This is a genomic window from Marinobacter sp. Arc7-DN-1 (assembly GCF_003441595.1).
Classification (GTDB): Bacteria; Pseudomonadota; Gammaproteobacteria; order Pseudomonadales; family Oleiphilaceae; genus Marinobacter; species Marinobacter metalliresistant.
This window is the reverse complement of record NZ_CP031848.1, coordinates 4,224,864-4,249,926: the sequence shown is the minus strand read 5'-3', so window position 1 is coordinate 4,249,926 and position 25,063 is coordinate 4,224,864. Positions and strand designations below refer to the sequence as shown.

The following is a 25,063-nucleotide window of genomic DNA, read 5'->3' as shown; positions in this document are numbered from 1 at the left end:
GCAAGGCAAATGACCGAATATCTGCTGATTCTGGTCAGCACCATTCTGGTGAACAACTTTGTGCTGGTTCAGTTCCTGGGCCTGTGCCCGTTCATGGGCGTTTCAGGGAAGCTCGAAACGGCCATGGGCATGTCTCTGGCAACCACCTTCGTGCTGACTCTGGCGTCGGTATGCAGCTATCTTGTCTACACCTATCTGCTGGAGCCGTTGGACCTGACCTTTCTAAGGACAATCACATTCATTCTGGTGATCGCCGTGGTGGTCCAGTTCACGGAAATGGTCGTTCACAAGACCAGCCCCTTGCTCTACCGGGTGCTGGGTATTTTCCTTCCCCTGATCACCACAAACTGTGCGGTGCTTGGGGTCGCTCTCCTGAACATTAACAAGAACAACAACTTCGTTGAGTCGGTTTTGTACGGTTTTGGCGCAGCGGCCGGCTTCTCCCTGGTCCTGGTCCTGTTTGCCGCCATGCGGGAACGCATCGCCGTCTCTGACGTTCCGGTTGCGTTCCGCGGGGCTGCGATCGGGCTGGTTACGGCCGGGCTGATGTCGCTGGCGTTCCTCGGCTTTGGTGGCCTGGTCAGCGTTTGACGGGGTAGCAGAATTAGGGGCAGTTGGATTAGGGGCAGCTGGATTAGGGGCAGCTGGATTAGGAGTAGCAGTTTATGTGGACAAGCATTCTGGTTGCCGTGTTGGTTCTTCTGGCCCTGGCCGTTGTGTTCGGAGGTTTGCTGGGCTTTGCCGCTGAACGGTTCAAGGTGGAGGGTAATCCACTGGCCGACCAGATCGATGCGCTCCTGCCACAGACCCAGTGCGGGCAGTGTGGCTATCCGGGTTGCCGGCCCTACGCCGAATCCATCGCCGAGGGCGGCCCCATCAACAAGTGCCCGCCCGGAGGCGAGTCCACCATCAAGGCACTGGCCGACCTGCTGGACGTTGAACCGGAACCTCTCGATGCCGAGCATGGTGTTGAGCAGGTCAAGCAGGTTGCAGTGATTCGTGAAGACGAGTGCATCGGCTGTACCAAGTGCATCCAGGCCTGCCCCGTGGATGCCATTCTTGGTGCCGCCAAGCACATGCACACGGTCATTGAAAGCGAATGCACCGGCTGCGACCTCTGTGTGGAGCCCTGCCCGGTCGATTGTATCGATATGGTGACTGTTGAACCGGATATCCGTACCTGGACCTGGACACCGCCGACCCCGGGGCTCATTGCCACCGACCGCCAGGGAGCCAGCGCCTGATGACACAACTGTGGGATTTTTCCGGTGGCATTCATCCGCCGGAGCACAAAGACTTCTCAACGGCCCGGCCGGTTCGTCGAGCCGGAATTCCGGAACGGCTGGTGTTGCCACTCCAGCAGCATATCGGAGACCCGGCCGAAGCGATTGTTGAAGTGGGCGAGCAGGTTCTGAAAGGGCAGAAAATCGCAGATGTCAAAACCGGCATGGGTGTAGCCGTTCATGCGCCGACGTCCGGTGTCATTGAGAGCATTGTGGAACACCCCGTTCCCCACCCGTCGGGAATGGCGGACTGGTGCATTACGCTCAGGCCAGATGGCGAAGATCAATGGTGCTCCCGCAACCCGGTGCCTGACTATCGCACCCTCGCCCGTGACCAGGTCCTCGGGATTATCCGGGATGCCGGCATTTCCGGCATGGGCGGCGCCGGCTTTCCCACCAACATCAAGCTCCGGCCACCCCGGAACCGCAAGGTAAGCACGCTGATTCTGAACGGCGCTGAGTGCGAGCCCTACATTACCGCCGATGACATGACCATGCGGGAAAAAGCCGATGAGGTTGTTGCCGGCCTGAAGGTTATGGCGTGGATTCTTCGTCCGGAACGTTGCGTTATTGGTATTGAAGACAACAAGCCGGAAGCCATTTCAGCGATGCGCGAGGCAACCGAGGGCACCCAGACTGAAATCGTCGTTATTCCAACCAAGTACCCTTCCGGCGGTGAGAAACAGCTGATCCGGATACTGACTGGCATGGAAGTGCCCAGCGGTGGTATTCCGGCTGATATCGGAGTTATGTGCCAGAACATCGGCACCGCCGTTGCCGTGGCGCAGGCCGTGGTTGAAGGCACACCACTGATTTCCCGGGTTGTTACCATTACCGGCGAAGCGGTACGCGAACCGGGCAATTTCGAGGCGTTGATTGGCACGCCGATCGAATATCTGCTCGAACAGGCCGGTGTTCAGCAGGACAGGCTCAGCCGTCTGGTGCTCGGCGGCCCGATGATGGGCTATACCCTTACAACCGACGCCGTTCCGGTGATTAAAACCACCAACTGCGTCATTGCTGCAACGGCCAGCGAGTTACCGGCACCGCCGCCGGAGCAACCCTGTATCCGATGCGGACAGTGCGCCGAAGCCTGCCCTATGAAGTTATTGCCACAGCAGCTGTTCTGGTATGCCAAGGCCACCGAGTTTGAGAAAGCCGAGCACCTGAACCTGTTCGATTGCATCGAATGCGGAGCCTGCTCCTATGTATGCCCGAGCTCGATCCCGCTGGTGCAGTACTACCGCTTCGCCAAAGGCGAAATTCGCGTTCAGCGCGCAGAACAGCTGAAAGCGGACCGCGCCCGGGAACGCTTCGAAGCTCGTCAGGCCCGCCTGGAGCGGGAACAGCAAGAGAAAGAACTGAGGCGCAAGGAACGGGCAAAAGCGGCGGCCGACGCCCAGGCAAGGAAAAAAGCCGAAGCGGAGCAAGTAACAGCAGAGGGTGAGGCCGTTGACGAACGCTCTGCCAAGGCCGCTCTGGTCGAGCAGGCCCTGGCCCGCAAGAAGGCAAAAGCCGAGGCATCCCAGCCACCACCTGCGACCGACACAGCTGAAGAAAAGCCGGATATTGACGCTCTGGAAAAGCAACTTGGCCAGGCCCGATCCAAGCTGGAAACCATGCAGGGCATGCTTGACGAGGCAAAAGCGCAACAGGCGGATAACGTGGACAAGCTTGAGCGCGCAGTAGCCAAGAACCATGATCGGGTAAAGCGGGCCGAAGAGATGCTGGCGGAAGCCCGAGACAAACTGGCCGCCCGGCCGACCGAATCCCAGCCCACCCACTAACGGAATCAGGCTCGACACACATGGCGTTTGTTCAACAGTCCTCACCCCATGCCCACAAGGCCCGACCGACGTCCCGCGTGATGTTGTGGGTGATGATTGCGGCGTTGCCTGGCCTGTTCGCCCAGACTCTGTTTTTCGGCTGGGGCAACCTCATCAATGTGGTCTTCTGCATCGCCGTTGCCGTGTTCTCCGAGGCGACCGTGCTCAGGCTTCGGAAAAAACCCGTGGTCTTTTTTATCAGGGACAACACGGCCGCGGTAACCGGGCTACTGCTGGGCCTCTCGTTGCCACAATTCACGCCGTGGTGGGTTTCGGCGGTGGCTGTCATTTCCGCCATTGTTATTGCCAAGCAGCTATACGGTGGACTGGGCTCCAACCCATTCAATCCGGCCATGGTGGGTTATGCGCTGGTACTGGTGTCGTTTCCGGTCGCCATGACCACCAATTGGGCAGAACCAGCCATGCTCTGGGACGGCGCGCCGGGCTTCGGTGAAACCCTGGCGACCATCGCATCAGGCCAGCAGACAGCGGTAGATGGCTGGACCATGGCAACGCCCCTTGACGAGTACAAACACAAGATCGCCGGCCACACCTCGGCCGAGGTACTGATCCACCCGACCTTCGGTGAAAGCATCGCCAAAGGCTGGGAATGGGTGAATGCAGCCTTTCTTGCCGGCGGCCTCTTGCTGATCGGCCTTCGTATTATCAGCTGGCACATTCCAGCCGGTTTTCTCGGTGGCCTGATCCTGATGAGCCTGGCGTTTGGCAACAATGCAGACCTGTATACGCCGGTATCACTCCATCTTCTGGCTGGCGGTACCATGCTCGGTGCCTTCTTTATCGCCACCGACCCGGTCTCCGCTGCTACCAGCCATCAGGGTAAACTGATTTACGGGGCGGGAATCGGCATTCTGCTCTATCTGATCCGTACCTGGGGCAACTATCCCGACGCCGTTGCTTTCAGCGTTCTGCTGATGAATTTTGCCGTGCCATTTATCGACCACTACACACCACCGCGGACTTACGGCCATCACAAGGCCCGCCGGGGTGTACCAGGCAATCGGGGGTAAACCATGGCCGCCATAGCACAGTCCATGCGCCGCAGCGCCATCGGCCTCGGCTTGTTCGCCGTCATAACCGGTGGCACCATTGCAGTGACTCAGGTGGCCACCGAGGAACGAATTAAACAGCAGGCAGCGCGCGCCGAAGCAAAGGCGTTGTTCGAAATCATTCCCGAAAGCCGGCACACCAACGACCTGCTCAGGGATACCGTGCAGTTGCCGGCCAGCGAACGGCTGGCCCTGCCGGACCCCCTGACCGTCTGGGTTGCCCGGCAGGATGACCGGCCGATAGGCATGATCATGCCCATTGTGGCATCCGCCGGCTACTCCGGGAACATCTACCTGCTGGTTGGCGTGGACATGCAGGGCACCATTCTTGGCGTCCGGGTAACCAGCCACAGGGAAACCCCGGGGCTGGGCGACCGTATCGAGACCAAGAAATCGGACTGGATCAAGAGCTTCGACGGCCGGTCGCTCGGCGAACCACCCCACCGGGAGTGGGCCGTGAAAAAGAACGGCGGCCAATTTGATCAGTTTACCGGCGCCACGATCACTCCGAGGGCCGTGGTAAAGGCTGTTCAGAAAGCGCTGATCTATTTTCGAGAGAATCGCCGGGTAATCCGGGAGCGTCTCAACGAAGCGCCGTCTCAGAGGAACGAAGCCCTCAAACCGGAAGCGATTGCTGGCGAATCATCCAACACGGAGCATTCCTGATCATGGCGACCAAATCTTCCAGCGAAATCATCCGCGACGGTCTCTGGGACAATAACCCGGCACTGGTGCAGGTTCTCGGGCTGTGTCCCTTGCTGGCCGTTACCAGCACCGTTGTGAATGCCATTGGTCTTGGCGTGGCAACCCTGATGGTGCTTATGGGTTCCAACCTTGCCGTGTCACTGATTCGCAACTTTGTCAGTGAATCCGTGCGCCTGCCAGCTTTTGTCATGATCATCGCTTCCTTCGTGACCTGCGCCGAATTGCTGATGCAGGCATTTACCTACGAGCTCTATCAGATTCTGGGCATCTTCATTCCGCTCATCGTGACCAATTGCGCTATCCTTGGCCGGGCCGATGCCTTTGCCTCCAAAAACGCACCTGGCCCGGCCCTTCTGGACGGAGCCATGATGGGGCTCGGTTTTCTCGCAGTACTGGCTGTGCTCGGCGGCATTCGGGAGCTCACCGGTCAGGGAAGCCTGTTTGTTGACATGAACCTGCTGCTCGGCCCCGCGGCCGCCGACTGGGTCGTCCGACCGTTCGAAAATTACCCAGGCATGCTGTTTATGATCCTGCCACCCGGTGCCTTTGTGGGCCTCGGCCTGCTGATTGCCCTGAAAAACAGCATCGATAACCACCTGAAAGAACGCCGAAAGGCCAGCGAACCGGCTCCGATAGAGGCTGGAAGCAAACGGGTCCGGATTACCGGGAACATCTCCTGACCCCCGGTTAGCAACTGACTGAGCGCTGATGAACAAACTCAAACGTGTTGAGATCTTTACCCGGCTGCGGGACGCCAACCCCCATCCGACCACGGAGTTGAACTACTCGAGCCCGTTCGAGCTGTTGATTGCGGTAATCCTGTCGGCTCAGGCAACGGACGTGGGCGTGAACAAGGCTACCGGTAAGCTGTTTCCGGTGGCCAACACGCCGGAAGCCATACTGGCTCTGGGTGTTGATGGCCTCAGGGAATACATTAAAACCATTGGCCTGTTTAACAGTAAGGCCGAAAACGTTATCAAGACCTGCCGTATTCTTATTGAGAAACACGATGGCCGGGTACCGGAAAACCGGGAAGACCTGGAAGCGCTTCCCGGCGTAGGACGCAAAACCGCGAATGTGGTTCTCAATACGGCATTCGGTCACATGGCGATGGCCGTGGACACCCATATCTTCCGGGTTTCAAACCGCACTGGAATTGCGCCGGGAAAGAACGTTCTGGAAGTGGAGAAACGGCTGCTGCGTCTGGTCCCCAAAGAGTTCCTGCTTGACGCCCACCATTGGCTGATCCTTCATGGCCGCTATACCTGTACCGCCCGGAAACCCAAATGCGGGGCCTGTTCTATTGAAGATCTCTGCGAATTCAAACATAAGCGGGATTACCTTTAAGCCAGACCCGATACCTTGCAACAGGAACAGCAAAGCCGGCGTCACGCCGGCTTTTTACTGGCAGCTGTCTCCTTGTTAACGCTGGCCCAGCATCTTCTCCTTCAGATCCTTCTGGGCAGGCTTATCGGACAGCCAGATTCCGAACAGGGCTTTTTTGAAAGCCAGGTCACCTAAGGTGTCCTTGTGCTCACCGTTCTTGAGAACTTTCACACCCTTCCCGGGCAGGTAGACCAGATCAAACACATCACCTTCGGTAATTTCTTCCTGAAACACCGCCATAAACTGGTCAACATCTTCCTGAATGGCGGACATATCACCGTCGGTTGACGCCTTGAAACCGTCCAGCGTGGCCTCTGTCATCCGCTCACTGGTGATCATGCCGGAAATGATGTGCAGAGTAATGGCCTGGGGCTCATCCGCATTAATCACGGTTTCGCCGTCGTTGATGGTTTCCGGCACGTAAAGACCACCGACGTACAGATCCATGAACCACTTGGAACGGGTGCCTGCACCGTTCAGCTTCAGTTCGGTATCCATGGCGGAGTATGTATCCGGGACATCAACACCTTCAACGGTCAGTGCTGAGGCCGGTGCGGACAGCACGGCCGCCATCATAAGGGAGGTAAAGCTGATTATAAGAGCCTTCTTCATAGTCCTTTCCTTTTCGATCGTTATTATTGACGTGTTTCATTCGTGCACCGGGTTTCGACACCCTTATCCCCGCCCGGTCCCGGCATTCTATCAATGAGGCCGGCCAGAAAGGCGCAACCTGGTTCTCATTTGCAGCGATCCTGAAACACAAAAGCCAACCAGGAGTATCCTGATTGGCTTTTTGCGGTCGAACTGCCAGAAAGGGCTTATTTGAACAGCAGGTTCCCTGACAAGCCTTCCTTCTCAAGGATTTCCCGGAGCCGGCGAAGCGCCTCAACCTGGATCTGGCGAACACGCTCGCGAGTCAGCCCGATTTCCTGCCCGACCTCTTCCAGGGTGCTCACCGGGTAGCCTCGCAGGCCAAAGCGACGGGAAAGCACTTCCTGCTGCTTGTCGCTAAGCTGATCAATCCATTTTTCCAGACAGGAACACATGTTGTTGTCCTGCAGGAGATCGGCAGGATCAGACGCGCCCTCATCCGCCACTGTGTCCAGCAGAGACTTCTCGCCACCGCTGCCGATGGGCGTATCCATGGACGCGACACGCTCGTTGAGGCCCAGCATTCGTTTCACGTCCGAAACCGGCTTGTCCACCATCTTCGCAATCTCTTCCGCCGATGGCTCATGGTCCAGTTTCTGGGTCAGCTCCCTCCCGGCCCGCAAGTAGAGGTTCAGCTCCTTTACCACGTGAATCGGCAGCCGAATAGTACGGGTCTGGTTCATGATCGCCCGTTCAATGGTCTGGCGAATCCACCAGGTTGCATAGGTGGAGAAGCGGAACCCACGCTCCGGATCAAATTTTTCAACGGCCCGGATCAGGCCCAGGTTACCCTCTTCAATCAGGTCAAGCAGGGTGAGGCCCCGGTTCACGTAACGGCGGGCGATCTTGACCACCAGACGCAGGTTACTTTCGATCATCCGCTTGCGGCCAGACTCCTCTCCCTTGCGCGCCAGGCGGGCAAAATAGACTTCTTCTTCAGGAGTCAGGAGGGGTGAAAAACCGATTTCGTTGAGATAAAGCTGAGTGGCGTCCAGCTGTTTCTGGCTGGTGAAATAACGCCCCTTGGTGGGAAAATCCTCTTCGACCGCCGCAACCTCTTCGGTCACGTCCTTGTCGACTTTTTCTTCAGCTAACAGCTGATCTTCTGAGTCATCAATATCTGACACACGATCCATGATGATGTCTTCTTGCTCTGCTGACATTTGTCTTGCCCCGCCTCTCAATAATCCTGGATGTTCGCCCGATACTTCTTGTTATTGCGGACGTTTTCGTCTTCATGTTTTTTCTTCAGGACATTTTGTTGGTCGGCCTGTTACGGCCTTTACCGTTTTTGTTTTTTTGCGAACGCGGTTTATTTGTCAGTGCCGGGGAGTGCGATCAGGCAGCCTGCTGACTGCTCGGTTCACTGGCGCGGTGGCAGATAATGGACTGGATCGACCGGATTGCCATTTTTTCGGATCTCAAAATGCAATATGGGTCGTTCAGCACCACTGCTACCGAGCTCTGCAATCACCTGCCCGGCTTTCACATCCTCCCCTTCCTGCACCAGAATCTTCCGGTTATGAGCGTAAGCACTCAAATAGTGCTCGTTGTGATTCACAATAATCAGGTTGCCGTATCCAAGCAACCCGTTGCCGGCGTAAACCACATTTCCCGTGGCTGCGGCTCTAACAGCATCCCCGGCTTGCCCGGCGATATCAATACCTTTATTGACTTTTCCGGATGTTGAGTATCTAGCAATTACGGTGCCAACATGCGGCCAGCGCCACTCAATGCGGGCGACGGTCTGGGTCTGGGACCCCAGCGGCGCATCCTTGCGAGGCGCCCTCGTGACCGAGGGTTTTGGCGCGGTAGCCGCTGTCTGTCTCGGCGTTAAAACCCGGCTTTGGGTGTTGGAGGCAGACGCCGCAGGCCTGCTTGCTGAACCAGTCTGACTGCCAGAGGTTACAGTTCCGCGAAGATCAAGGCGCAGCACCTGACCGGCTTTCAGGTTCCAGGGAGGACCCATGCCGTTGGCATTGCCAAGCTCACGATAATCCCGCCCGTACCGCCAAGCTATGCTGTAGAGGGTTTCGCCCGGTTTGACAACGTGCCGGCCCCAGTATACCGGAGGGTTATATAGATCATCCTGGTACAGTGCCGGGGTGTTACAGCCGGAAAGAAACAGCAGTGCAATGAGGGAAATCAGTGGGAAGGACCGGTACTGCGTCTTTTTCAGGGGGCGAGAGGATTCACAGGCACCAGGCGGGAACCGCGGGGACGCCGGAAGATCGGCATTGAGTAACCCAGGCAAAAATCTCACAGAAATAAAAATAACCCAGTTATGAAAAATCCGTATAAACCACCCAGCCTGTAGAAGCAAATTCTAAAATTTTAATAGTAACTTGCTAATATATTGCACATTTCCCGATGGGATCCAAGTTACTACCCGGCCACCCCTGTTACCTGCCGAAACACTTATTTTGTGCGTCAGGTAACACTTTCGCACAGTTTTGCCGCCCCGCTACCCGGCCTGAGCGACGCTCCGGCTGCGAAAACCGACCCACTCAACCAGCAAAACAAGACAGAACCCGGCCAACGCCATCAACACTGCCAGTGCTATCTGAGGGTCCTGCCCGGCCTGTTCGGCGAATGTCCAGGGCCAGATGCTTACCTCATTAAGGGGCACCTGTTCACCGGCACTGTTGGTGCGCCAGCTGAGTATTTCTTTCCAGGGCCAGACCTTATTAAGGGCGCCGACCATGAATCCTGTCAGCAAAGCCAGCACCAGATCATGAAAGTGATGAAACGCCCAGGTAATCAGACGCGCTATCGATAACAGGCCGACCACACAGCCCGCCATAAACAGCAGCAAAACGCCCATATCCAATGACTTGATGGCCGCCAGGACCGGCGCATACATACCGATAATGACCAGAATAAAGCTGCCGGAAATACCGGGAAGAATCATGGCACAGATGGCGAGCGCCCCGGCACCGAAGAACGCCAGACCAGACGGTGAAACCTGTCCCGCAGACAAGGTGGTAATCCACCAGGCAACCACAATACCGGCCAACAGCGGTGCCAACAGTGCCACTTTGTAGTGTCGCACCTGGCGGCCCACATGCCACACCGAGGCAACGATCAGACCAAAGAAAAAGCTCCAGATGAGGATGGGGTATTCCACCAATACATAACTGATCGCTGAAGCCAGCGTCGCAATACTGATGAGAATGCCCGCCAGCAGGCATACCAGAAAGGTGCCGTCGCAGGCGTGCCAGAACGCCCTAAAATTGCCCCGGAACAGGTGCCGGAAAACTGCAACGGGCACGGCATTAATGGCTTCCAGCAACCGGAAGTAGACACCGGTAATGAATGCAATGGTACCGCCGGACACACCCGGCACAATATCGGCGGCCCCCATGGCGATACCGCGAAGAAAGACCGCCGCTGGACGATGGCTACGCGCGGATTCGGGACTGGCACTATTCGATACGGGACTGTTCATAACTATCGGACAACTCCTCCGAGCAGAGGCACAAACCGGACAGGTTCGAGCTCCTTGTGGTCAAAACGGGCGCCGCGACGAGTCACTTCCACCAGCACCTGACGTTCCTCACCGACCGGTGCAATCAGAACACCCCCGTCCGCCAACTGGCTAAGCAGCTCACCGGGAACCTCAATAGGTGCCGCCGTCACGATAATACCGTCGAAAGGGCCACGCTCCGGCCAGCCCATGCCGCCATCGGCGTGCTTGAAAAATACGTTTCTGGCGTGCAACTGCCGCAAACGCTCCCGGGCCCGGTCCTGAAGCGGTTTGATACGTTCAACGCTGTAGATCTCAGCAAACAGGCGCGAGAGCACAGCGGTCTGGTAACCGGATCCAGTACCCAGCTCCAGCACATTTGAGGGACGGTGAGCCAGCATCAGCTCGGTCATCCGGGCCACGATGTAAGGCTGGGAAAGGGTCTGCCCGTAGCCAATCGGCAGCGATGTGTCTTCGTAAGCCCGATGGGACAGGGCTTCATCCAGAAAAATGTGCCGGGGCACCTCTCCCATAATCTCAAGAACCTTGTCTGATTCAATGCCCGCTTCCCTCAGGCGCTGAACCAGCCGCATCCGGGTACGGCGGGAGGTCATCCCGATGCCTTCGAGCTGAGCCGTCATCCACTGCCCTCCAGCGTACCCAGCCATTCCCTGAGCGGAACCAGTGCCTCATGGCGGGTCATGTCAATGTGAACCGGCGTCACCGACACGTAGCCTTCACGAATGGCGTGGAAATCCGTTCCGGGGCCGGCATCACCGCCCGCCCCGGCGGCACCGATCCAGTACCGCTCCCTGCCCCGGGGACAGGTCATCGGAACCGCACCTTCTGCCCGTTCACGATGACCAAGCCTGGTAACACGAATACCGGCCAGTTGCTCCCAGGGCACATCCGGGACATTCACATTGAGAATGGAGCGCGGTCCAAGGACCAGGGGGCGTTCGCTCTCAAGGAGCATCCGGACAACCCGGGCCGCCGTCTCGTAATGAAAATAACCGTTGTTAACCAGCGAAACGGCAATGGCAGGCAGTCCGAGGTGGCGCCCTTCGGTGGCCGCAGCTACGGTGCCTGAGTAGATAATGTCATCGCCAAGGTTGGCGTGGGTATTGATGCCTGAAACCACGCGGTCAAACGGTTGCCGGAACAGACCGTTTACCGCCAGGTGTACACAGTCTGTCGGCGTTCCATCCACGGAACGAAAGCCGTTGGGATGTTCTTCCACGGTCAGCGGGCGGTTCAGGGTCAACGCGTTACTGGCACCGCTGTGATCGCGGTCAGGCGCCACTACCTCAAGCTCACCAAGCCCCTTCAGCCCCTCGTACAGAGCAATCAGCCCCAGTGAATGAACGCCGTCATCATTCGACAACAGAATACGCACAGTGTTCTCCGCTAGCCTTGTTGTTCGTTATGTCGGCCGAGGCTCATGTCCTCAAGCTCGAAAATATCATTCAAAATCGTCGTGGCGTACTGCCCCGGAGAAAGTAAAAACGCCAACTCCAGACAGTCGTCACCCTGCCAGTGCCAGACAAGATCTTCCGGCCTTGCCGCCAGGGGCCTGCGCTCGGGTTTCATACGGGTGACCGAGAACAGATCCGCCAGCCCGGGTGTCTGCGACACAATACCTCGTTCCAGCGCCTCCAGCGGCCCCGTGGCCGTGGTGCCGCCGTCGCCCCACAGCGGGCCGGTTGCCGAAGCCTCAGCCCAGCTGCCATCCTGGACGCGGGCGGCAAGCACCTCATTGAACAGCCAGGAGCGCGCCGCCGAAAAATACAATACGTTTTTAGCGCCCTCGCTTCCAGCGCGCTTTTTACCTCCGCGACCTTTTCCACCCGATCGGCTACGCCGGTTCAACACTGACGGATCGGTATGGAGAGCCCGGTCCAGATTGGCGCCATCTCTTCCAAACCGCTGGGGACCGAAATAGTTCGGAGCGCCGACAGTAGCCAGCCGCTGAAGGGCGTTTTCTATCGCCTGCCGATCCCCGGAAACATTCCTCAGGGTAATCACGAAACGGTTACCCCAGTGGTCACCGCGACGCAACTTCCGCGCATCCCGGAAGGAAGATACCACCGACCAGCGGGAGGAAACCTCTTGAAGCAGGTCCGCGTCCTCAGCCTCACGGCCCGGACGATAGAGGCTGAACCACTGACGGGTTACCGCATGACGATCCTTCAGACCACAAAAACCCACGTCAAAGCTGCGGCAGTGAGTCAGGTGCGCCAGTTCACGGGCGACAAACTCGGTATTGTCGCCGACTTTCTCCAGCCTCAAGCAGAGGTGCTCCCCGCGACCCCTGACCTCCGTTGGCTCCGGAGCGGTCAGCTCTCCAGCCAGGTCCAGGACCTCGTCCACGAAGAAATCCGCGGGTGACACCTTGAGCTGGGCATGCGCCAAACGCACGCCACCAGAGGTTGGCCAGTCAAGCCTCCAGTGGCTCACGAATCCACCGCTTCAAGCAGGCAAATGGCCTGACAGGCAATACCCTCACCACGGCCGGTGAAACCAAGCTTTTCCGTTGTTGTTGCCTTGACGCTGACACGGCTGGCGGGAACCCCCAGATCCTCCGCAATGTTCAGGCGGATAGCATCGATATGAGGCGCCATTTTCGGGGCCTGGGCAATTACCGTGGTATCAACATTGATCACACTGAACCCTTCATCACGCACACGCGCCATTACCCGGCGCAGCAGATCACGACTGTCTGCCCCCGCCCACTCGTCACTGGTGTCCGGAAAAAAATGGCCGATATCGCCAACTGCCATGGCACCCAGAAGTGCATCAGCCAGTGCATGCAAGAGTACGTCGCCATCGGAGTGGGCCTTCAGCCCCCGGGAATGCGGAATGTTTACACCGCCGATAATGACAGAGTCGCCTTCACAGAAGGCATGGACATCGAAGCCCTGACCAATACGCATAATGTGCTCCGGAAAACTCGGGAAATCAGAACCGGCTCAGGATAAAACCTGCGAGTGCCAGATCCGCAGGTACCGTTATTTTAAGGTTGTCAGGCCGCCCCTCAACCAGAACCGGCATGTTACCGGAAAACTCAATGGCAGAGGACTCATCGGTGACCGGAAGTTCCTCCCTGAGAGCGGCCTCCAGGGAATCAACCAGCAACCGGTAGCGGAACATTTGGGGCGTAAGGGCCCGCCACAGGTCCGAACGGTCGACGGTCTCGGCGACTTCGTGGAGCTCGCCGGTATCGGCTCTCTTGAGAGTATCTGCCACCGGCGAAGCGAGGAGGCCACCAACAGGATGGTCGTAGAGCCGCTCAATGAGATTGGACAGATCCCGGGTGTGAAGGCATGGCCTGGCGGCGTCGTGAACCAGAATCCAGTCATCATCCGCTACCTGCTCCGCCATAGCATGCAGTGCCGACAAAACCGAACAGGCGCGCTCAGAGCCGCCAGTACAGGTCTGGATACGACTATCGCGGCTGGCCTCTGTATCCGGCCACCAGTGATCGGCGGGATGCAGTGGCACCATGCAGCCGGAAAAAGGCGCGGAATCCATCAGTCGGGACAGGGTGATATCGAGAATGAAACGTTGATCGATCCGAAGATACTGTTTCGGTTGCCCGGCCTGCATACGCTGGCCAATGCCTGCGGCAGGAACAATCAGCCAAAGTCTCGGAGCGGTCATAGACAATCAGTTTTCGACAACGAGGAAAAAGGTCTCGTCTTCCCTGATCAGGCCAAGGTTCATCCTGGCCCGTTCTTCGACGGCGCCCTGCTCGTTGCGCAAATTCCTGACCTCGGCATAGAGACGTTCATTGCGGGTAGCCAGTTCGGCATTTTCTTTACGTTGCTCAGCAATGGACTGCTCGAGTGCCCACACCTGCGCAAAGCTGCCTTCCCCGACCCACAGGCGCACCTGGAGCAGGAGAATCGCAACCACCATTAGGGTCCAGAGCAACTTCATTGCCGATACCGTTCAAAAATTAATCAGTCAGAATAACAACGCCGGACGTTGAGTATAGACCTTAGAGTAGATTAGCAACAAATTCTTCTAACTGCCTGTACAAAAAGGCCATCGCATCCAAACTTTCGCCCGGAACACGATGGCCTTAACAGTTTTCTGCTGACGACCGGCCTGACACTTTGCCAGAACCGGTCAAATCCGTCGATCAGCCCTGCCCCTTGATCTCGCTCAGACCGCGATACGGCGCCTTGCCGTCCAGGGCTTCTTCAATGCGCAGCAGCTGGTTGTACTTGGCAACCCGATCCGAACGACACAGGGAGCCGGTCTTGATCTGGCCTGCACAGGTCGCCACAGCCAGATCGGCAATGGTGGTGTCCTCGGTTTCACCGGAGCGGTGCGAGATCACTGCCGTAAAGCCGGCATCCTGGGCCATTTTGATGGCATCCAGGGTTTCGCTCAGACTGCCGATCTGGTTGAACTTGATCAGGATGGAGTTGCCAACTCCCCTGTCGATACCCTGCTTCAGGATCTTGGTGTTCGTTACGAACAGATCGTCACCGACCAGCTGAACCTTGCTACCCAGCTTGTCAGTCAGAACCTTCCAGCCGCCCCAGTCGCTCTCGTCCATGCCGTCTTCAATAGACACGATCGGGTAACGCTCACACAGACCGGCGAGGTAATCGGCAAAGCCCTCGGAATCGAAGCTCTTGCCCTCACCGGAAAGCTGATACTGGCCGCCCTTGTAGAATTCGGAAGACGCACAGTCCAGAGCCAGAGTCACATCGGTTCCCAGCTTGTAACCGGCCTTCTCAACCGCTTCCTGAATCACCGCCAGCGCCGCTTCGTTGGAGGGCAGGTTCGGGGCAAAACCGCCCTCGTCACCAACTGCAGTGTTCAGGCCCTGGGCCTTGAGTACTTTCTTCAGGCTGTGAAAAATTTCCGCACCAACACGCAGGGCCTCGGAGAAGCTTTTGGCAGACACCGGCTGCACCATGAACTCCTGGATATCAACGTTGTTATCCGCGTGCTCACCACCGTTCAGGATGTTCATCATCGGCACCGGCATGGAAAACTTGCCAGACGTACCGTTGATGTCGGCAATGTGCGCGTACAACGGCTTGCCCAGAGAGATCGCCGCCGCTTTGGCCGCCGCCAGGGAAACCGCCAGAATTGCGTTGGCGCCCAGGTTGGCCTTGTTCTCGGTGCCATCCAGCTCCAGCATGATGTTGTCCAGAGCACGCTGATCGGCCGCATCTTTGCCGATAAGGGCATCACGAATTTTGGTGTTTACAGCCTCAACCGCCTTCAGGACACCCTTGCCAAGGTAACGGGATTTATCGCCATCACGCAGCTCCAGCGCTTCCCGGGAACCGGTGGAGGCACCGGACGGCGCGCAGGCAGTGCCCACAGTGCCGTCTTCGAGGATAACGTCTGCTTCGACAGTGGGGTTACCGCGGGAATCCAGAACCTCACGGCCTTTGATGTTGGCAATCTTGGTCATTCTTCTCTGTCTCCAAGTTTGTGTTCAAATTTGGGAGTCAGAGCGAGCGGGAACGGCCCTGCGAAAACCGCTACAAGCACATCCATGTGCGCTTGTTTCGGGCCATCCTTGGCCCTCTACATTTTCGCAGGGCCGTTCCCGCTCACTCCCATAGTCCGTATAAACGCCAACACCGCCAGTCAGGCGGTGTCGATAGGTTTAAAACTTTTTACCAGATCATCTACTGCTTTCACCCGCTGCAGGAAAGGCTCCAACTGGCTGAGGCGAAGGGCGCAGGGACCATCGCACTTGGCCTGATCCGGGTCCGGGTGGGCCTCCAGGAACAAACCAGCCAAACCCTGAGACATGCCCGCCAGCGCGAGATCGGTGACCTGTGCCCTGCGGCCACCGGCAGAATCGGATCGTCCACCTGGCATTTGCAGCGAATGAGTCACGTCGAACATCACCGGCACGTTCATCGATTTCATAATACCGAAGCCGAGCATATCGACGACCAGATTGTTGTAACCGAAGCTGCTGCCCCGCTCACACAGGATCACCTTGTCGTTGCCGGCTTCCTCGCACTTGGTGATGATGTGCTTCATTTCCTGAGGCGCCAGGAACTGAGCCTTCTTGATGTTAATCACCGCGCCGGTTCTGGCCATCGCGACCACAAGGTCAGTCTGGCGACTCAGGAACGCCGGCAATTGGATAATGTCACAGACTTCAGCAGCCGGAGCCGCCTGTGCCGGCTCGTGGACGTCAGAGATGATGGGAACACCGAATTTGCTCTTAATGTCCGCCAGTATCTGCAGCCCCTTCTCAAGGCCGGGGCCCCGGAAGGAGTTCACAGACGACCGGTTGGCCTTGTCAAAAGACGCCTTGAACACGTACGGAATACCGAGCTTGCCGGTGGCCTCAACATAAGCCTGCGCCACTTCCATGGCCAGTTCCGGCGACTCGAGGACATTCATGCCGCCGAACAGTACAAACGGCCTGTCGTTGGCGACCTCGATTCCGGAAACGTTTACGGTACTCTGCGCCATACTCAGGATCCTTTCTTGTTGGCCAGCGCTGCCTCAACAAAACCCTTGAACAGCGGGTGGCCGTCGCGGGGCGTGGAGGTGAATTCCGGGTGGAACTGACAGGCCACAAACCAGGGATGATCCGGCGCCTCGACCACTTCCACCAACCGGCCATCGGTTGAGCGACCCGCGATTTTCAGGCCAGCTTCTTCCAGCCTCGCCAGGAAATGGTTGTTCACCTCATAACGATGACGGTGGCGCTCGCGGATCGTTTTCTTGCCATAACAACTGGCAATGGTTGAATTATCGCTCAGCACACAGTCCTGGGCCCCCAGCCGCATGGTGCCGCCAAGGTCCGATTCTTCAGTCCGCTCCTCACGCTCACCGGTGGCGTCCAGCCATTCGGTAATCAGGCCGACCACCGGTTCGGGGGTGTGCTCGCGGAACTCGGTACTGTGGGCGTCCTTCAGGCCGGCCACATTACGGGCGTATTCAATAACCGCTACCTGCATACCCAGACAGATGCCCAGATACGGAACCTTGTTCTCGCGGGCGTACTGAACCGTGCGGATCTTGCCTTCCACACCGCGTTCACCGAAACCACCGGGCACCAGAATGGCGTCGGCACTGGCCAGGGCCCCGGTGCCGTCACGCTCAATATCCTCGGAATCGATGTAGTTGATATTGACCTTGGTGCGGGTCTTGATGCCCGCGTGCAGCAGGGATTCGATCAGGGACTTGTAGGCGTCCAGAAGCTCCATGTATTTGCCAACCATGGCAATGGTCACTTCCTGCTCCGGGTTCATCAACGATTCAACAACGTTGTCCCACTCGCTCAGATCCGCAGGCCGGGCGTCCAGACCGAAGCGCTCGATAACCAGTTGATCCAGGCCATGCTCATAAAGCATGCGCGGAATGGCATAGATGGACCTGGCATCCTGGAGAGGAATAACGGCCCGCTCTTCAACGTTGGTGAACAGGGCGATCTTGCGGCGGGAGCTTGCATCTACCTCATGCTCGGAACGACACAGCAGAATGTCCGGCTGCAGACCGATAGAGCGCATTTCCTTGACGGAGTGCTGGGTCGGCTTGGTCTTGATCTCGCCTGCGGTGGCGATGTAAGGCACCAGGGTCAGGTGCATGAAGATCGCGCGCTGGGGCCCGACTTCCACCTTCAACTGACGGCAGGCTTCAAGGAACGGCAGGGATTCGATGTCACCCACGGTGCCACCGATTTCGATCAAGGCGACATCGGCACCGGCCGCGCCTTCCACAACACGACGCTTGATTTCATCAGTGATGTGAGGAATCACCTGAACGGTACCGCCGAGATAATCACCGCGGCGTTCCTTACGAATAACTTCTTCGTAGACACGGCCGGTAGTAAAGTTGTTACGACGACTCATCGGAGTACGGATGAAGCGCTCGTAGTGGCCCAGGTCGAGGTCTGTTTCCGCGCCATCCTCGGTGACAAAAACCTCACCGTGCTGGAACGGGCTCATGGTGCCGGGGTCCACGTTGATGTACGGGTCCAGCTTGAGAATAGTGACTTTCAAGCCGCGTGCCTCGAGGATCGCAGCCAGAGAAGCTGATGCGATACCTTTCCCCAGGGAGGACACGACACCGCCGGTGACGAAAATATAACGCGTCATGCAGATTCCATGATTGTCTGGTTCGGTGAAGGAGGGAGATTGTCATCTCAAGATGGGACGCCAGACTACCAGAAAGGCCCCACTGACTCAATCACATTCCCGTTCAACAACCAGCCGCCAAGCGGCGGCATGGGCGCCTCCCGAGTATTGTTCAGAGCACCACAAATCGCCAATGGCGATGAGTTCCCCAACGCCCTCGGAGCCTGCAAAAACCAGCGGCAGGCGGGGTCTCTCCCAGGGTGGCACCCTAAGCTCCTGAAGCCATTTCTTGAGCGATCTGGACCGGCCATCAGGGTGAAAACGAACGCGCTCCCCGCCCTGCCTCGTAAATATCCGTATTGGCGGTGGCAGGCTTTCCGGGGTAGAGACCGGCTCCAGCTTCAGGGACCATTCGCCCCAACGCCGGGCCGGACCGGGTTCGAGGGCCACCGGCGTTTCCGGCAATGGCGCTTTCTCTGGAACCAGATACAAACCACCCTGAAACCGTCGAAGGCTGAAGCCTTCAGCCCTCAATTCCGGCTCCCGGTCCTCGCCTGCAAAAAGCAGATCATGCAGGCTCTGCTGCCAGTCTGCGACCGAGGGCGGCTGAAACCCGCGCTCCCGGACCCACCAGCGAATCAGGTTCTTCTGCTCTGCCAGCGAGAGTGCCTTCAGGCCGGTTGTCGGCAAGCGGTCCCACTCACCACCGAGAGACTTCCACTGCAACGCGGCAAGTTTCCGGTTCAGGGTTTCGCTCTCGGCGCAGGCGTCGGCGGTGTGGCAAAGCCTGCGGTTCAGCCCCGGCCAGCGGGACCGCACGAGCGGCAGCACCCTGTGCCGGAGAAAATTCCGGTCGAAACGCTCGTTGGTATTGCTGGGATCGTTGATCCAGGATAGTCCGGCCGCCTGTGCCCAGTGCTCAAGCTCTGACCGCTCCAGGTGTAGCAATGGCCGAACCAGACGCCCGGCGCCCAGGGCGCGACTGGCCGGCATACCCGCCAGCCCCGCCACACCACTTCCCCTGAGCATCCTGAACAAAACGGTTTCAGCCTGATCGTCACCATGATGGGCCATCAACAGAATGTCCCCTGGCCGCATGAGCTCCTCAAGCACCCCATACCGGGCCGTGCGAGCCGCTTCCTCAATGCCACCGGAACCTCCGCGATCATCACCGGAAACAACCGACACCCGCTCAACCACCAGCGGCACTTCCAAGACGGCGCACAGCGCCCGACAGAACGCCTCGGTTTCCGACGCGTTCGGCTGCAACTGGTGATTGATATGGACAGCGTTAACGGTTCCTGCAGGGCCATGGCAATGGACGGCAAGATGCAGCAACAGGGTCGAATCCAGGCCACCACTCAGGGCAACCCAAAGGCGGGAAAAGTCGGAGAGTTCTCTGACCGGGGCACTCAAGGCCTCCGGCCAGCGGAATCCGGATCCGGGCTCAGCGCCCGGTGTCATAGCGGGTCAGCCGCTCATAGCGGCGGGCTACCAGCTCATCCAGGGGCAGGCGGCTGAGTTCTGCGACACCTTTTGCGAGAACTTCCTTGAGAGATTCCGCCATTTTCTCGGGGTTGCGATGCGCACCCCCCAAAGGCTCCCGGATAACATTATCCGCCAACCCGAGCTCTTTCAGCCGGTCTGCGGTAACCCCCATCGCCTCTGCCGCCTGAGCGGCATATTCGGCGCTCTTCCAGAGTATAGAGGCGCAGCCTTCCGGGGAAATAACCGCGTAGGTGGAATACTGAAGCATGTTCAGCTGGTCGCAGACACCGATGGCCAGTGCGCCACCAGAACCACCTTCACCAATCACCGTGGAAATAATGGGTGTTTTCAGCCGCGACATCACCGCCAGATTGAAAGCGATGGCCTCACTCTGGCCCCGCTCCTCGGCACCGATGCCCGGGTAGGCACCCGGCGTATCGATAAAGGTCAGGATCGGCATCCTGAACCGCTCGGCCATTTCCATCAGGCGCAGGGCCTTGCGATACCCCTCTGGACGTGGCATGCCGAAGTTGCGCTTGACCTTGTCACGCACTTCCCGGCCCTTCTGGTGACCGATGACCATCACCGGCTTGTCATCCAGCCGGGCAGTACCGCCCACAATGGCAAGATCGTCGGCATAGCGGCGGTCACCGTGCAGTTCGTCGAAATCCTCGAAAATCGATTCGATGTAATCGAGGGTATAGGGCCTGCGCGGATGCCGGGCAAGACGGGAAACATCCCAGGGCTGAAGGTCGGAGAAAATACTCTCCGTCAGGCTGACGCTCTTTTTCTTCAGCCGGGTAATTTCGTCGGAGATGTTGATGTCGGTGTCGTTGCCGACCATACGAAGCTCTTCAATCTTGGCTTCCAGGTCGGCAATTGGCTGTTCGAAATCCAGATAATTAGGGTTCATGATGTTCCATCATTTTTTGCCAGGCGGGACAACGCTCCGCCAAACCAGAATTTGAAACAAAGATAGCAGCGCCCGGCCAAGGGCTAAAGCGGACCTTGGTATGAGTCCGCAATCTGACAAAGTTTTAATTTTCGGGCTTACTTAATCATAGACCAGTTCTACCGACTGGTCGCCTACGAGATACCGGAGCTCCAGCAACAGGTTATCGTCGGGCTGGACCCGCCAGGACTCACCCAGCTCGATCCGGGTTGAAGCCTCAGGACTGCTGTACTCAATCCACACCGGGCTGCCTTCGCAGCGGAAGGGCCGCAAGGTGCTGTCCAGTTTTTCAAGCAGACCATTCCGCAGCTGATCGGCATGGAGATTCAGCTTCAGTCCGCGACTGAACTGCTGGCGCGCTGTGGCGACATCCATCACCGAACTCACCCGCATCTTCATCTGACCGGAGTAGTCATCGTGGCTCACCTGCCCCTCCACCACAATCACCTGATCGGATTGCAGCAGCTCCCGATTCTCGAAAAACGCTTCCGAGAACAGGGTCGCCTCAATCCGGGCACTCCGGTCATCCAGTGTTATAAAACACATGGTGGACCCGGTGCGGGTTTTCATGGTGCGCTGGGCCACCACGAGCCCGGCAACCCGCTGGGGCGATTTGTTGGGTTTCAGGTCGGCAATGGATGACCGCACGAACCGCCGTACCTCTTTCTCATATTCATCGAACGGATGGCCGGTCAGGTAAAGCCCCAGGGTATCCTTCTCCCCCTTGAGCCTCTGCTTTTCAGGCCACTCTCGAATCCCGGCGACATCTTCGTACGGATCGCCGCCGTCACCGGCCTCCAGCATTTCGCCGAACATGTCCATCATGCCGACAGATTCGTTGCGGGATTGCTGGTCGGCCTGTTGCACGGCCTTTTCGATGCTCGCCATCAACTGGGCCCGGCCAGCACCGAGTTTGTCCATGGCACCGGAGCGGATCAGGGCCTCCATGGCCCGCTTGTTGACTTTTTTCAGGTCGACCCGCCGGCAGAAATCAAAAATATCCTGGTACGGCCCGCCTTCTCCGCGCCCTTCCACAATGCTCTGGATCGGCCCCTCACCCAACCCCTTGATGGCGCCGAGACCATAGACGATCTGGCCCTCATCGTTAACCGTGAAGGTATATTCAGAGCGACTGACATCCGGCACCAGCAGATCCAGCTTCATAGTCCGGCATTCTTCGACCAGGGTGACCACCTTGTCGGTATTCTGCATATCCGCGGTAAGCACTGCGGCCATGAACTCCGCCGGGTAATGGGCCTTCAGCCACAGGGTCTGGTAGGACACCAGGGCATAGGCGGCCGAGTGCGATTTGTTGAAACCGTAACCGGCAAACTTTTCCACCAGGTCGAAAATGTTTTCTGCCAGGGTCTTGTTGATGCCATTCTTTTCACAACCGTCCAGAAAAAACTGCTTCTGTTTCGCCATTTCCTCGGGCTTTTTCTTGCCCATGGCCCGGCGCAGCATGTCAGCGTTACCAAGCGTGTAGCCCGCCATCACCTGGGCGATCTGCATGACCTGCTCCTGGTACAGGATGACCCCGTAGGTAGGCTCCAGGACAGGTTTCAGACCCTCGTACTGATAATCCGGGTGCGGGAACGACATGGGCTGCCGACCATGCTTCCGGTCGATAAAGTCGTCCACCATGCCGGATTGCAGCGGCCCGGGGCGGAACAGGGCCACCAGGGCGATCATGTCTTCCAGGGAATCCGGCTGGAGGCGCCGGATCAGGTCTTTCATACCCCGGGATTCCAGTTGGAACACCGCCGTGGTTTCCGCTTTTTTCAGCATGTCGAACGAGGGCGCATCCGCCAGGGGAATCTCGTTGATATCCAGTGCCGGCAATCCCCGCTTTTCCCGGCGAGGATTGATCATCTTCAGAGCCCAGTCGATGATCGTCAGCGTCCGCAGCCCGAGGAAGTCGAACTTTACGAGGCCGGCGTCTTCAACATCGCCTTTATCGAACTGGGTGACCAGGCTGCCGCCCTCGTCGTCGCAGTACAGGGGCGAGAAATCGGTGATCTTGGTGGGGGCAATAACCACACCGCCAGCGTGCTTGCCGGCGTTGCGGCAGACCCCTTCCAGCTTCAGGGCCATTTCCCAGATTTCCTGGGCCTCTTCGTCCTGATCCAAAAAGTCCTTGAGCTGGGGCTCCTGAATCAGGGCCTTCTCGAGGGTCATTCCCGGCTCAAAGGGAATCATCTTGGAGAGTTTGTCTGCCAGGCCGTAGGATTTGCCCTGCACCCGGGCAACGTCACGCACCACCGCTTTGGCTGCCATGGTACCGAAGGTGATGATCTGGGAGACCGCCTCCCGGCCGTATTTCTCGGCCACATAGGCAATCACCCGGTCCCGCCCTTCCATACAGAAATCGACGTCGAAATCGGGCATGGAAACCCGCTCCGGGTTCAGGAACCGCTCGAACAGCAGGTCGTATTCCAGGGGGTCCAGGTCGGTGATCAGCTGGGCATAGGCGACCAGGGAGCCGGCACCGGAGCCCCGACCCGGACCGACCGGCACGCCGTTGTTCTTGGCCCACTTGATAAAGTCCATAACGATCAGGAAGTAGCCCGGGAATCCCATCTGGATGATGATGTCCAGCTCGAAATTCAGGCGTGTGTAGTAGGCCTCGCGCTTGGCATCGTATTCCGGGTCGTCTTTGCTCAGGGTTTTGGCAAGTCGTTCTTCCAGGCCTTCTTCCGATACCTTGCGGAAGTATTCGTCTATGGTCATCCCGTCCGGAATCGGGTAGTTCGGCAGGAAGTATTCACCCATGCGGACCTTGACCGAACAGCGGCGGGCGATCTCCACCGTGTTCTCGATCGCTTCCGGGATGTCGCTGAACAGCTCGATCATTTCCCCGGCGCTGCGCAGGTACTGCTGGTCACTGAAGCGACGGTCACGACGGGGGTCATCCAGGGTACGGCTCTCGCCGATGCACACCCGGGCTTCGTGGGCCTCGAAATCATCCGCATCCAGGAAGTGGACATCGTTGGTGGCCACCACCGGCAGGGCCAATGCCTGGGCCAGCTCGACACTCAGGTGCAGGCAGTCTTCGTCCCCCGGGCGGCCGGTGCGCTGCAATTCCAGGTAATAGCTTTCCGGGTACAGCTCCATCCAGTAACGGGCGCGCTCACTGGCCAGTTCCGGTTTGCCTGCCAGAAGCGCCTTACCGACATCCCCCATTTTGCTGCCGGAGAGCGCAATCAGGCCCTTCGGGCGGGCCTCAAGCCATTTGCGCTGTATGATCGGTTTTCCGAAGCGCTGGCCTTCGGTGTAACCCAGGGAAATGATCTCGGTCAGATTCAGGTAGCCGTCGTTATCCCGGGCCAGCAGTGTCACCCGGAACGGATTATCGGGCTCATCCGGGTTTTCAAGCCAGATATCGGCGCCGATAATGGGCTTTACGCCCGCCCCCATGGCTGCCTTGTAGAAACGCACCAGCGAGCACATGTTGGACTGTTCGGTCAGCCCCACCGCGGGCATGCCCAGCTCAGCAACACGGTTGATCAGCGGCTTAACCCGTACCAGGCCATCCACCATGGAGTACTCGGAATGGACACGGAGGTGTACAAAAGTCTGCGACATAATGTCAGGTTATTCCTGCTGTAAAATTCGGTTAGGGCAACGGTCTTCAGCCGCCAATCAGCGCCCGGATGTCTTCTTCAGTCTGCGGGCCAAAGCGGGTTTCAACCAGATCGCCGTCCGGGTTAACGATAAATGTAGCCGGCAGAGCCAGGGGTAACTTCCAGCCAAACCCGGGGCCCGGATCGTCCGCAAGCATGGTGAAATCGATACCCATCCGACCACCCAGCTCCACCAGCGCCTCGCCCCGTATGCCATCAAAGTTAACGCCGAGAACAGTGATATCAGGTGCCTTGTCCAGCTCGTTCAACTCGGGAATTTCTTCCAGACATGGCTTGCACCATTCCGCCCAGTAGTTCACCAGCACCCACTGGCCACGCAAGGTGTCCCAGTTCAGTTTTGTACCGCCGGCCCGCTCCAGTTCAGTTTTCTGGCAGCCCGCCAGTGCGATCACCATCAGCAAAAAGCCGGCAGAGGCAAGCCGCGGGCGAACACGCAACGAATCAGGGTACTGCACTGGAAAACCTCCTGTTAGACTACCGGCCACGGAAATCGTGGTATCCATTCAGACAACCAGGC

At 58.1% G+C, this 25,063-nt stretch carries 24 protein-coding genes; 7 read left to right on the top strand and 17 right to left on the bottom strand.

The genetic code is table 11. From position 1 onward, the window contains the following. The first annotated feature begins 9 nt into the window (after positions 1-9). From rsxA to nth, 7 genes are all read left to right on the top strand, one after another. Positions 10-591 (top strand): electron transport complex subunit RsxA, encoded by a 582-nt coding sequence (gene rsxA / locus D0851_RS19890; protein ID WP_117620176.1) that lies wholly within the window; start codon positions 10-12, stop codon positions 589-591. 74 nt (positions 592-665) lie between these two features. Beyond that, on the top strand, positions 666-1,244 hold the full coding sequence (gene rsxB, locus D0851_RS19885) for an electron transport complex subunit RsxB (protein WP_117620175.1): 579 nt from the start codon (positions 666-668) through the stop codon (positions 1,242-1,244). Then, the gene (rsxC, locus tag D0851_RS19880; protein WP_117620174.1) at positions 1,244-3,070 is read left to right on the top strand and encodes an electron transport complex subunit RsxC; all 1,827 of its coding nucleotides are present in this window, start codon (positions 1,244-1,246) and stop codon (positions 3,068-3,070) included. Before rsxB ends, rsxC begins: the two co-directional genes overlap by 1 nt. Before the next feature lie 20 nt (positions 3,071-3,090). Next, the gene (rsxD, locus tag D0851_RS19875; RefSeq protein WP_117620173.1) at positions 3,091-4,140 is read left to right on the top strand and encodes an electron transport complex subunit RsxD; all 1,050 of its coding nucleotides are present in this window, start codon (positions 3,091-3,093) and stop codon (positions 4,138-4,140) included. Positions 4,141-4,143: 3 nt separating this feature from the next. After that, a complete protein-coding gene (gene rsxG, locus D0851_RS19870) occupies positions 4,144-4,845 on the top strand; it encodes an electron transport complex subunit RsxG (protein WP_117620172.1) in 702 nt (233 codons plus the stop codon). Positions 4,846-4,847: 2 nt separating this feature from the next. Beyond that, entirely contained in the window at positions 4,848-5,564 is a 717-nt protein-coding gene (locus tag D0851_RS19865) for an electron transport complex subunit E (protein WP_117620171.1), read from the top strand. A gap of 28 nt (positions 5,565-5,592) precedes the next feature. Then, positions 5,593-6,231, top strand: coding sequence for an endonuclease III (nth, locus tag D0851_RS19860; protein ID WP_117620170.1), 639 nt, complete (start codon positions 5,593-5,595; stop codon positions 6,229-6,231). Between the two features lie 75 nt (positions 6,232-6,306). Here the strand turns inward: nth and D0851_RS19855 are convergent, their stop codons facing one another. The 17 genes from D0851_RS19855 to D0851_RS19775 all read right to left on the bottom strand — a co-directional run bounded on the left by D0851_RS19855 (position 6,307) and on the right by D0851_RS19775 (position 25,001). Continuing rightward, entirely contained in the window at positions 6,307-6,882 is a 576-nt protein-coding gene (locus D0851_RS19855) for a chalcone isomerase family protein (protein WP_117620169.1), read from the bottom strand. Between the two features lie 206 nt (positions 6,883-7,088). Next, complete coding sequence (rpoS, locus tag D0851_RS19850; RefSeq protein WP_117620168.1) at positions 7,089-8,084, bottom strand: RNA polymerase sigma factor RpoS; 996 nt, start codon at positions 8,082-8,084, stop codon at positions 7,089-7,091. Positions 8,085-8,284: 200 nt separating this feature from the next. Continuing rightward, on the bottom strand, positions 8,285-9,175 hold the full coding sequence (locus D0851_RS19845) for a peptidoglycan DD-metalloendopeptidase family protein (protein ID WP_117620487.1): 891 nt from the start codon (positions 9,173-9,175) through the stop codon (positions 8,285-8,287). A gap of 210 nt (positions 9,176-9,385) precedes the next feature. Then, positions 9,386-10,369, bottom strand: coding sequence for a DUF368 domain-containing protein (locus D0851_RS19840; protein ID WP_117620167.1), 984 nt, complete (start codon positions 10,367-10,369; stop codon positions 9,386-9,388). A 2-nt stretch (positions 10,370-10,371) separates the two neighbouring features. Further along, on the bottom strand, positions 10,372-11,028 hold the full coding sequence (locus tag D0851_RS19835; protein WP_117620166.1) for a protein-L-isoaspartate(D-aspartate) O-methyltransferase: 657 nt from the start codon (positions 11,026-11,028) through the stop codon (positions 10,372-10,374). Further along, positions 11,025-11,783: a 5'/3'-nucleotidase SurE gene (gene surE / locus D0851_RS19830; protein ID WP_117620165.1), complete on the bottom strand. Its 759-nt coding sequence runs from the start codon at positions 11,781-11,783 to the stop codon at positions 11,025-11,027. Before surE ends, D0851_RS19835 begins: the two co-directional genes overlap by 4 nt. An 11-nt stretch (positions 11,784-11,794) precedes the next feature. Continuing rightward, positions 11,795-12,844, bottom strand: coding sequence for a tRNA pseudouridine(13) synthase TruD (gene truD, locus D0851_RS19825; protein ID WP_117620164.1), 1,050 nt, complete (start codon positions 12,842-12,844; stop codon positions 11,795-11,797). Further along, entirely contained in the window at positions 12,841-13,320 is a 480-nt protein-coding gene (ispF, locus tag D0851_RS19820; protein ID WP_117620163.1) for a 2-C-methyl-D-erythritol 2,4-cyclodiphosphate synthase, read from the bottom strand. Before ispF ends, truD begins: the two co-directional genes overlap by 4 nt. A 25-nt stretch (positions 13,321-13,345) precedes the next feature. Further along, positions 13,346-14,047, bottom strand: a complete 702-nt coding sequence (ispD, locus tag D0851_RS19815; RefSeq protein ID WP_117620162.1) for a 2-C-methyl-D-erythritol 4-phosphate cytidylyltransferase — start codon at positions 14,045-14,047, stop codon at positions 13,346-13,348. Positions 14,048-14,053: 6 nt separating this feature from the next. Next, positions 14,054-14,326, bottom strand: a complete 273-nt coding sequence (locus D0851_RS19810; RefSeq protein WP_117620161.1) for a septum formation initiator family protein — start codon at positions 14,324-14,326, stop codon at positions 14,054-14,056. Positions 14,327-14,531: 205 nt separating this feature from the next. Continuing rightward, positions 14,532-15,827 carry a phosphopyruvate hydratase gene (gene eno, locus D0851_RS19805; protein ID WP_117620160.1) on the bottom strand — a complete coding sequence of 432 codons (1,296 nt, stop codon included), beginning with the start codon at positions 15,825-15,827 and terminating at the stop codon, positions 14,532-14,534. Positions 15,828-16,006: 179 nt separating this feature from the next. Further along, on the bottom strand, positions 16,007-16,852 hold the full coding sequence (kdsA, locus tag D0851_RS19800) for a 3-deoxy-8-phosphooctulonate synthase (RefSeq protein ID WP_117620159.1): 846 nt from the start codon (positions 16,850-16,852) through the stop codon (positions 16,007-16,009). Positions 16,853-16,854: 2 nt separating this feature from the next. Next, complete coding sequence (locus D0851_RS19795) at positions 16,855-18,483, bottom strand: CTP synthase (RefSeq protein ID WP_117620158.1); 1,629 nt, start codon at positions 18,481-18,483, stop codon at positions 16,855-16,857. An 87-nt stretch (positions 18,484-18,570) separates the two neighbouring features. Continuing rightward, positions 18,571-19,926, bottom strand: a complete 1,356-nt coding sequence (gene tilS, locus D0851_RS19790) for a tRNA lysidine(34) synthetase TilS (protein WP_117620157.1) — start codon at positions 19,924-19,926, stop codon at positions 18,571-18,573. Beyond that, positions 19,910-20,863, bottom strand: coding sequence for an acetyl-CoA carboxylase carboxyl transferase subunit alpha (gene accA, locus D0851_RS19785; RefSeq protein WP_117620156.1), 954 nt, complete (start codon positions 20,861-20,863; stop codon positions 19,910-19,912). The genes tilS and accA overlap by 17 nt, the downstream gene beginning before the upstream one ends. Before the next feature lie 141 nt (positions 20,864-21,004). Continuing rightward, on the bottom strand, positions 21,005-24,487 hold the full coding sequence (gene dnaE / locus D0851_RS19780; protein ID WP_117620155.1) for a DNA polymerase III subunit alpha: 3,483 nt from the start codon (positions 24,485-24,487) through the stop codon (positions 21,005-21,007). Positions 24,488-24,533: 46 nt separating this feature from the next. Further along, the gene (locus D0851_RS19775) at positions 24,534-25,001 is read right to left on the bottom strand and encodes a TlpA family protein disulfide reductase (protein ID WP_117620154.1); all 468 of its coding nucleotides are present in this window, start codon (positions 24,999-25,001) and stop codon (positions 24,534-24,536) included. Positions 25,002-25,063: the final 62 nt, after the last annotated feature.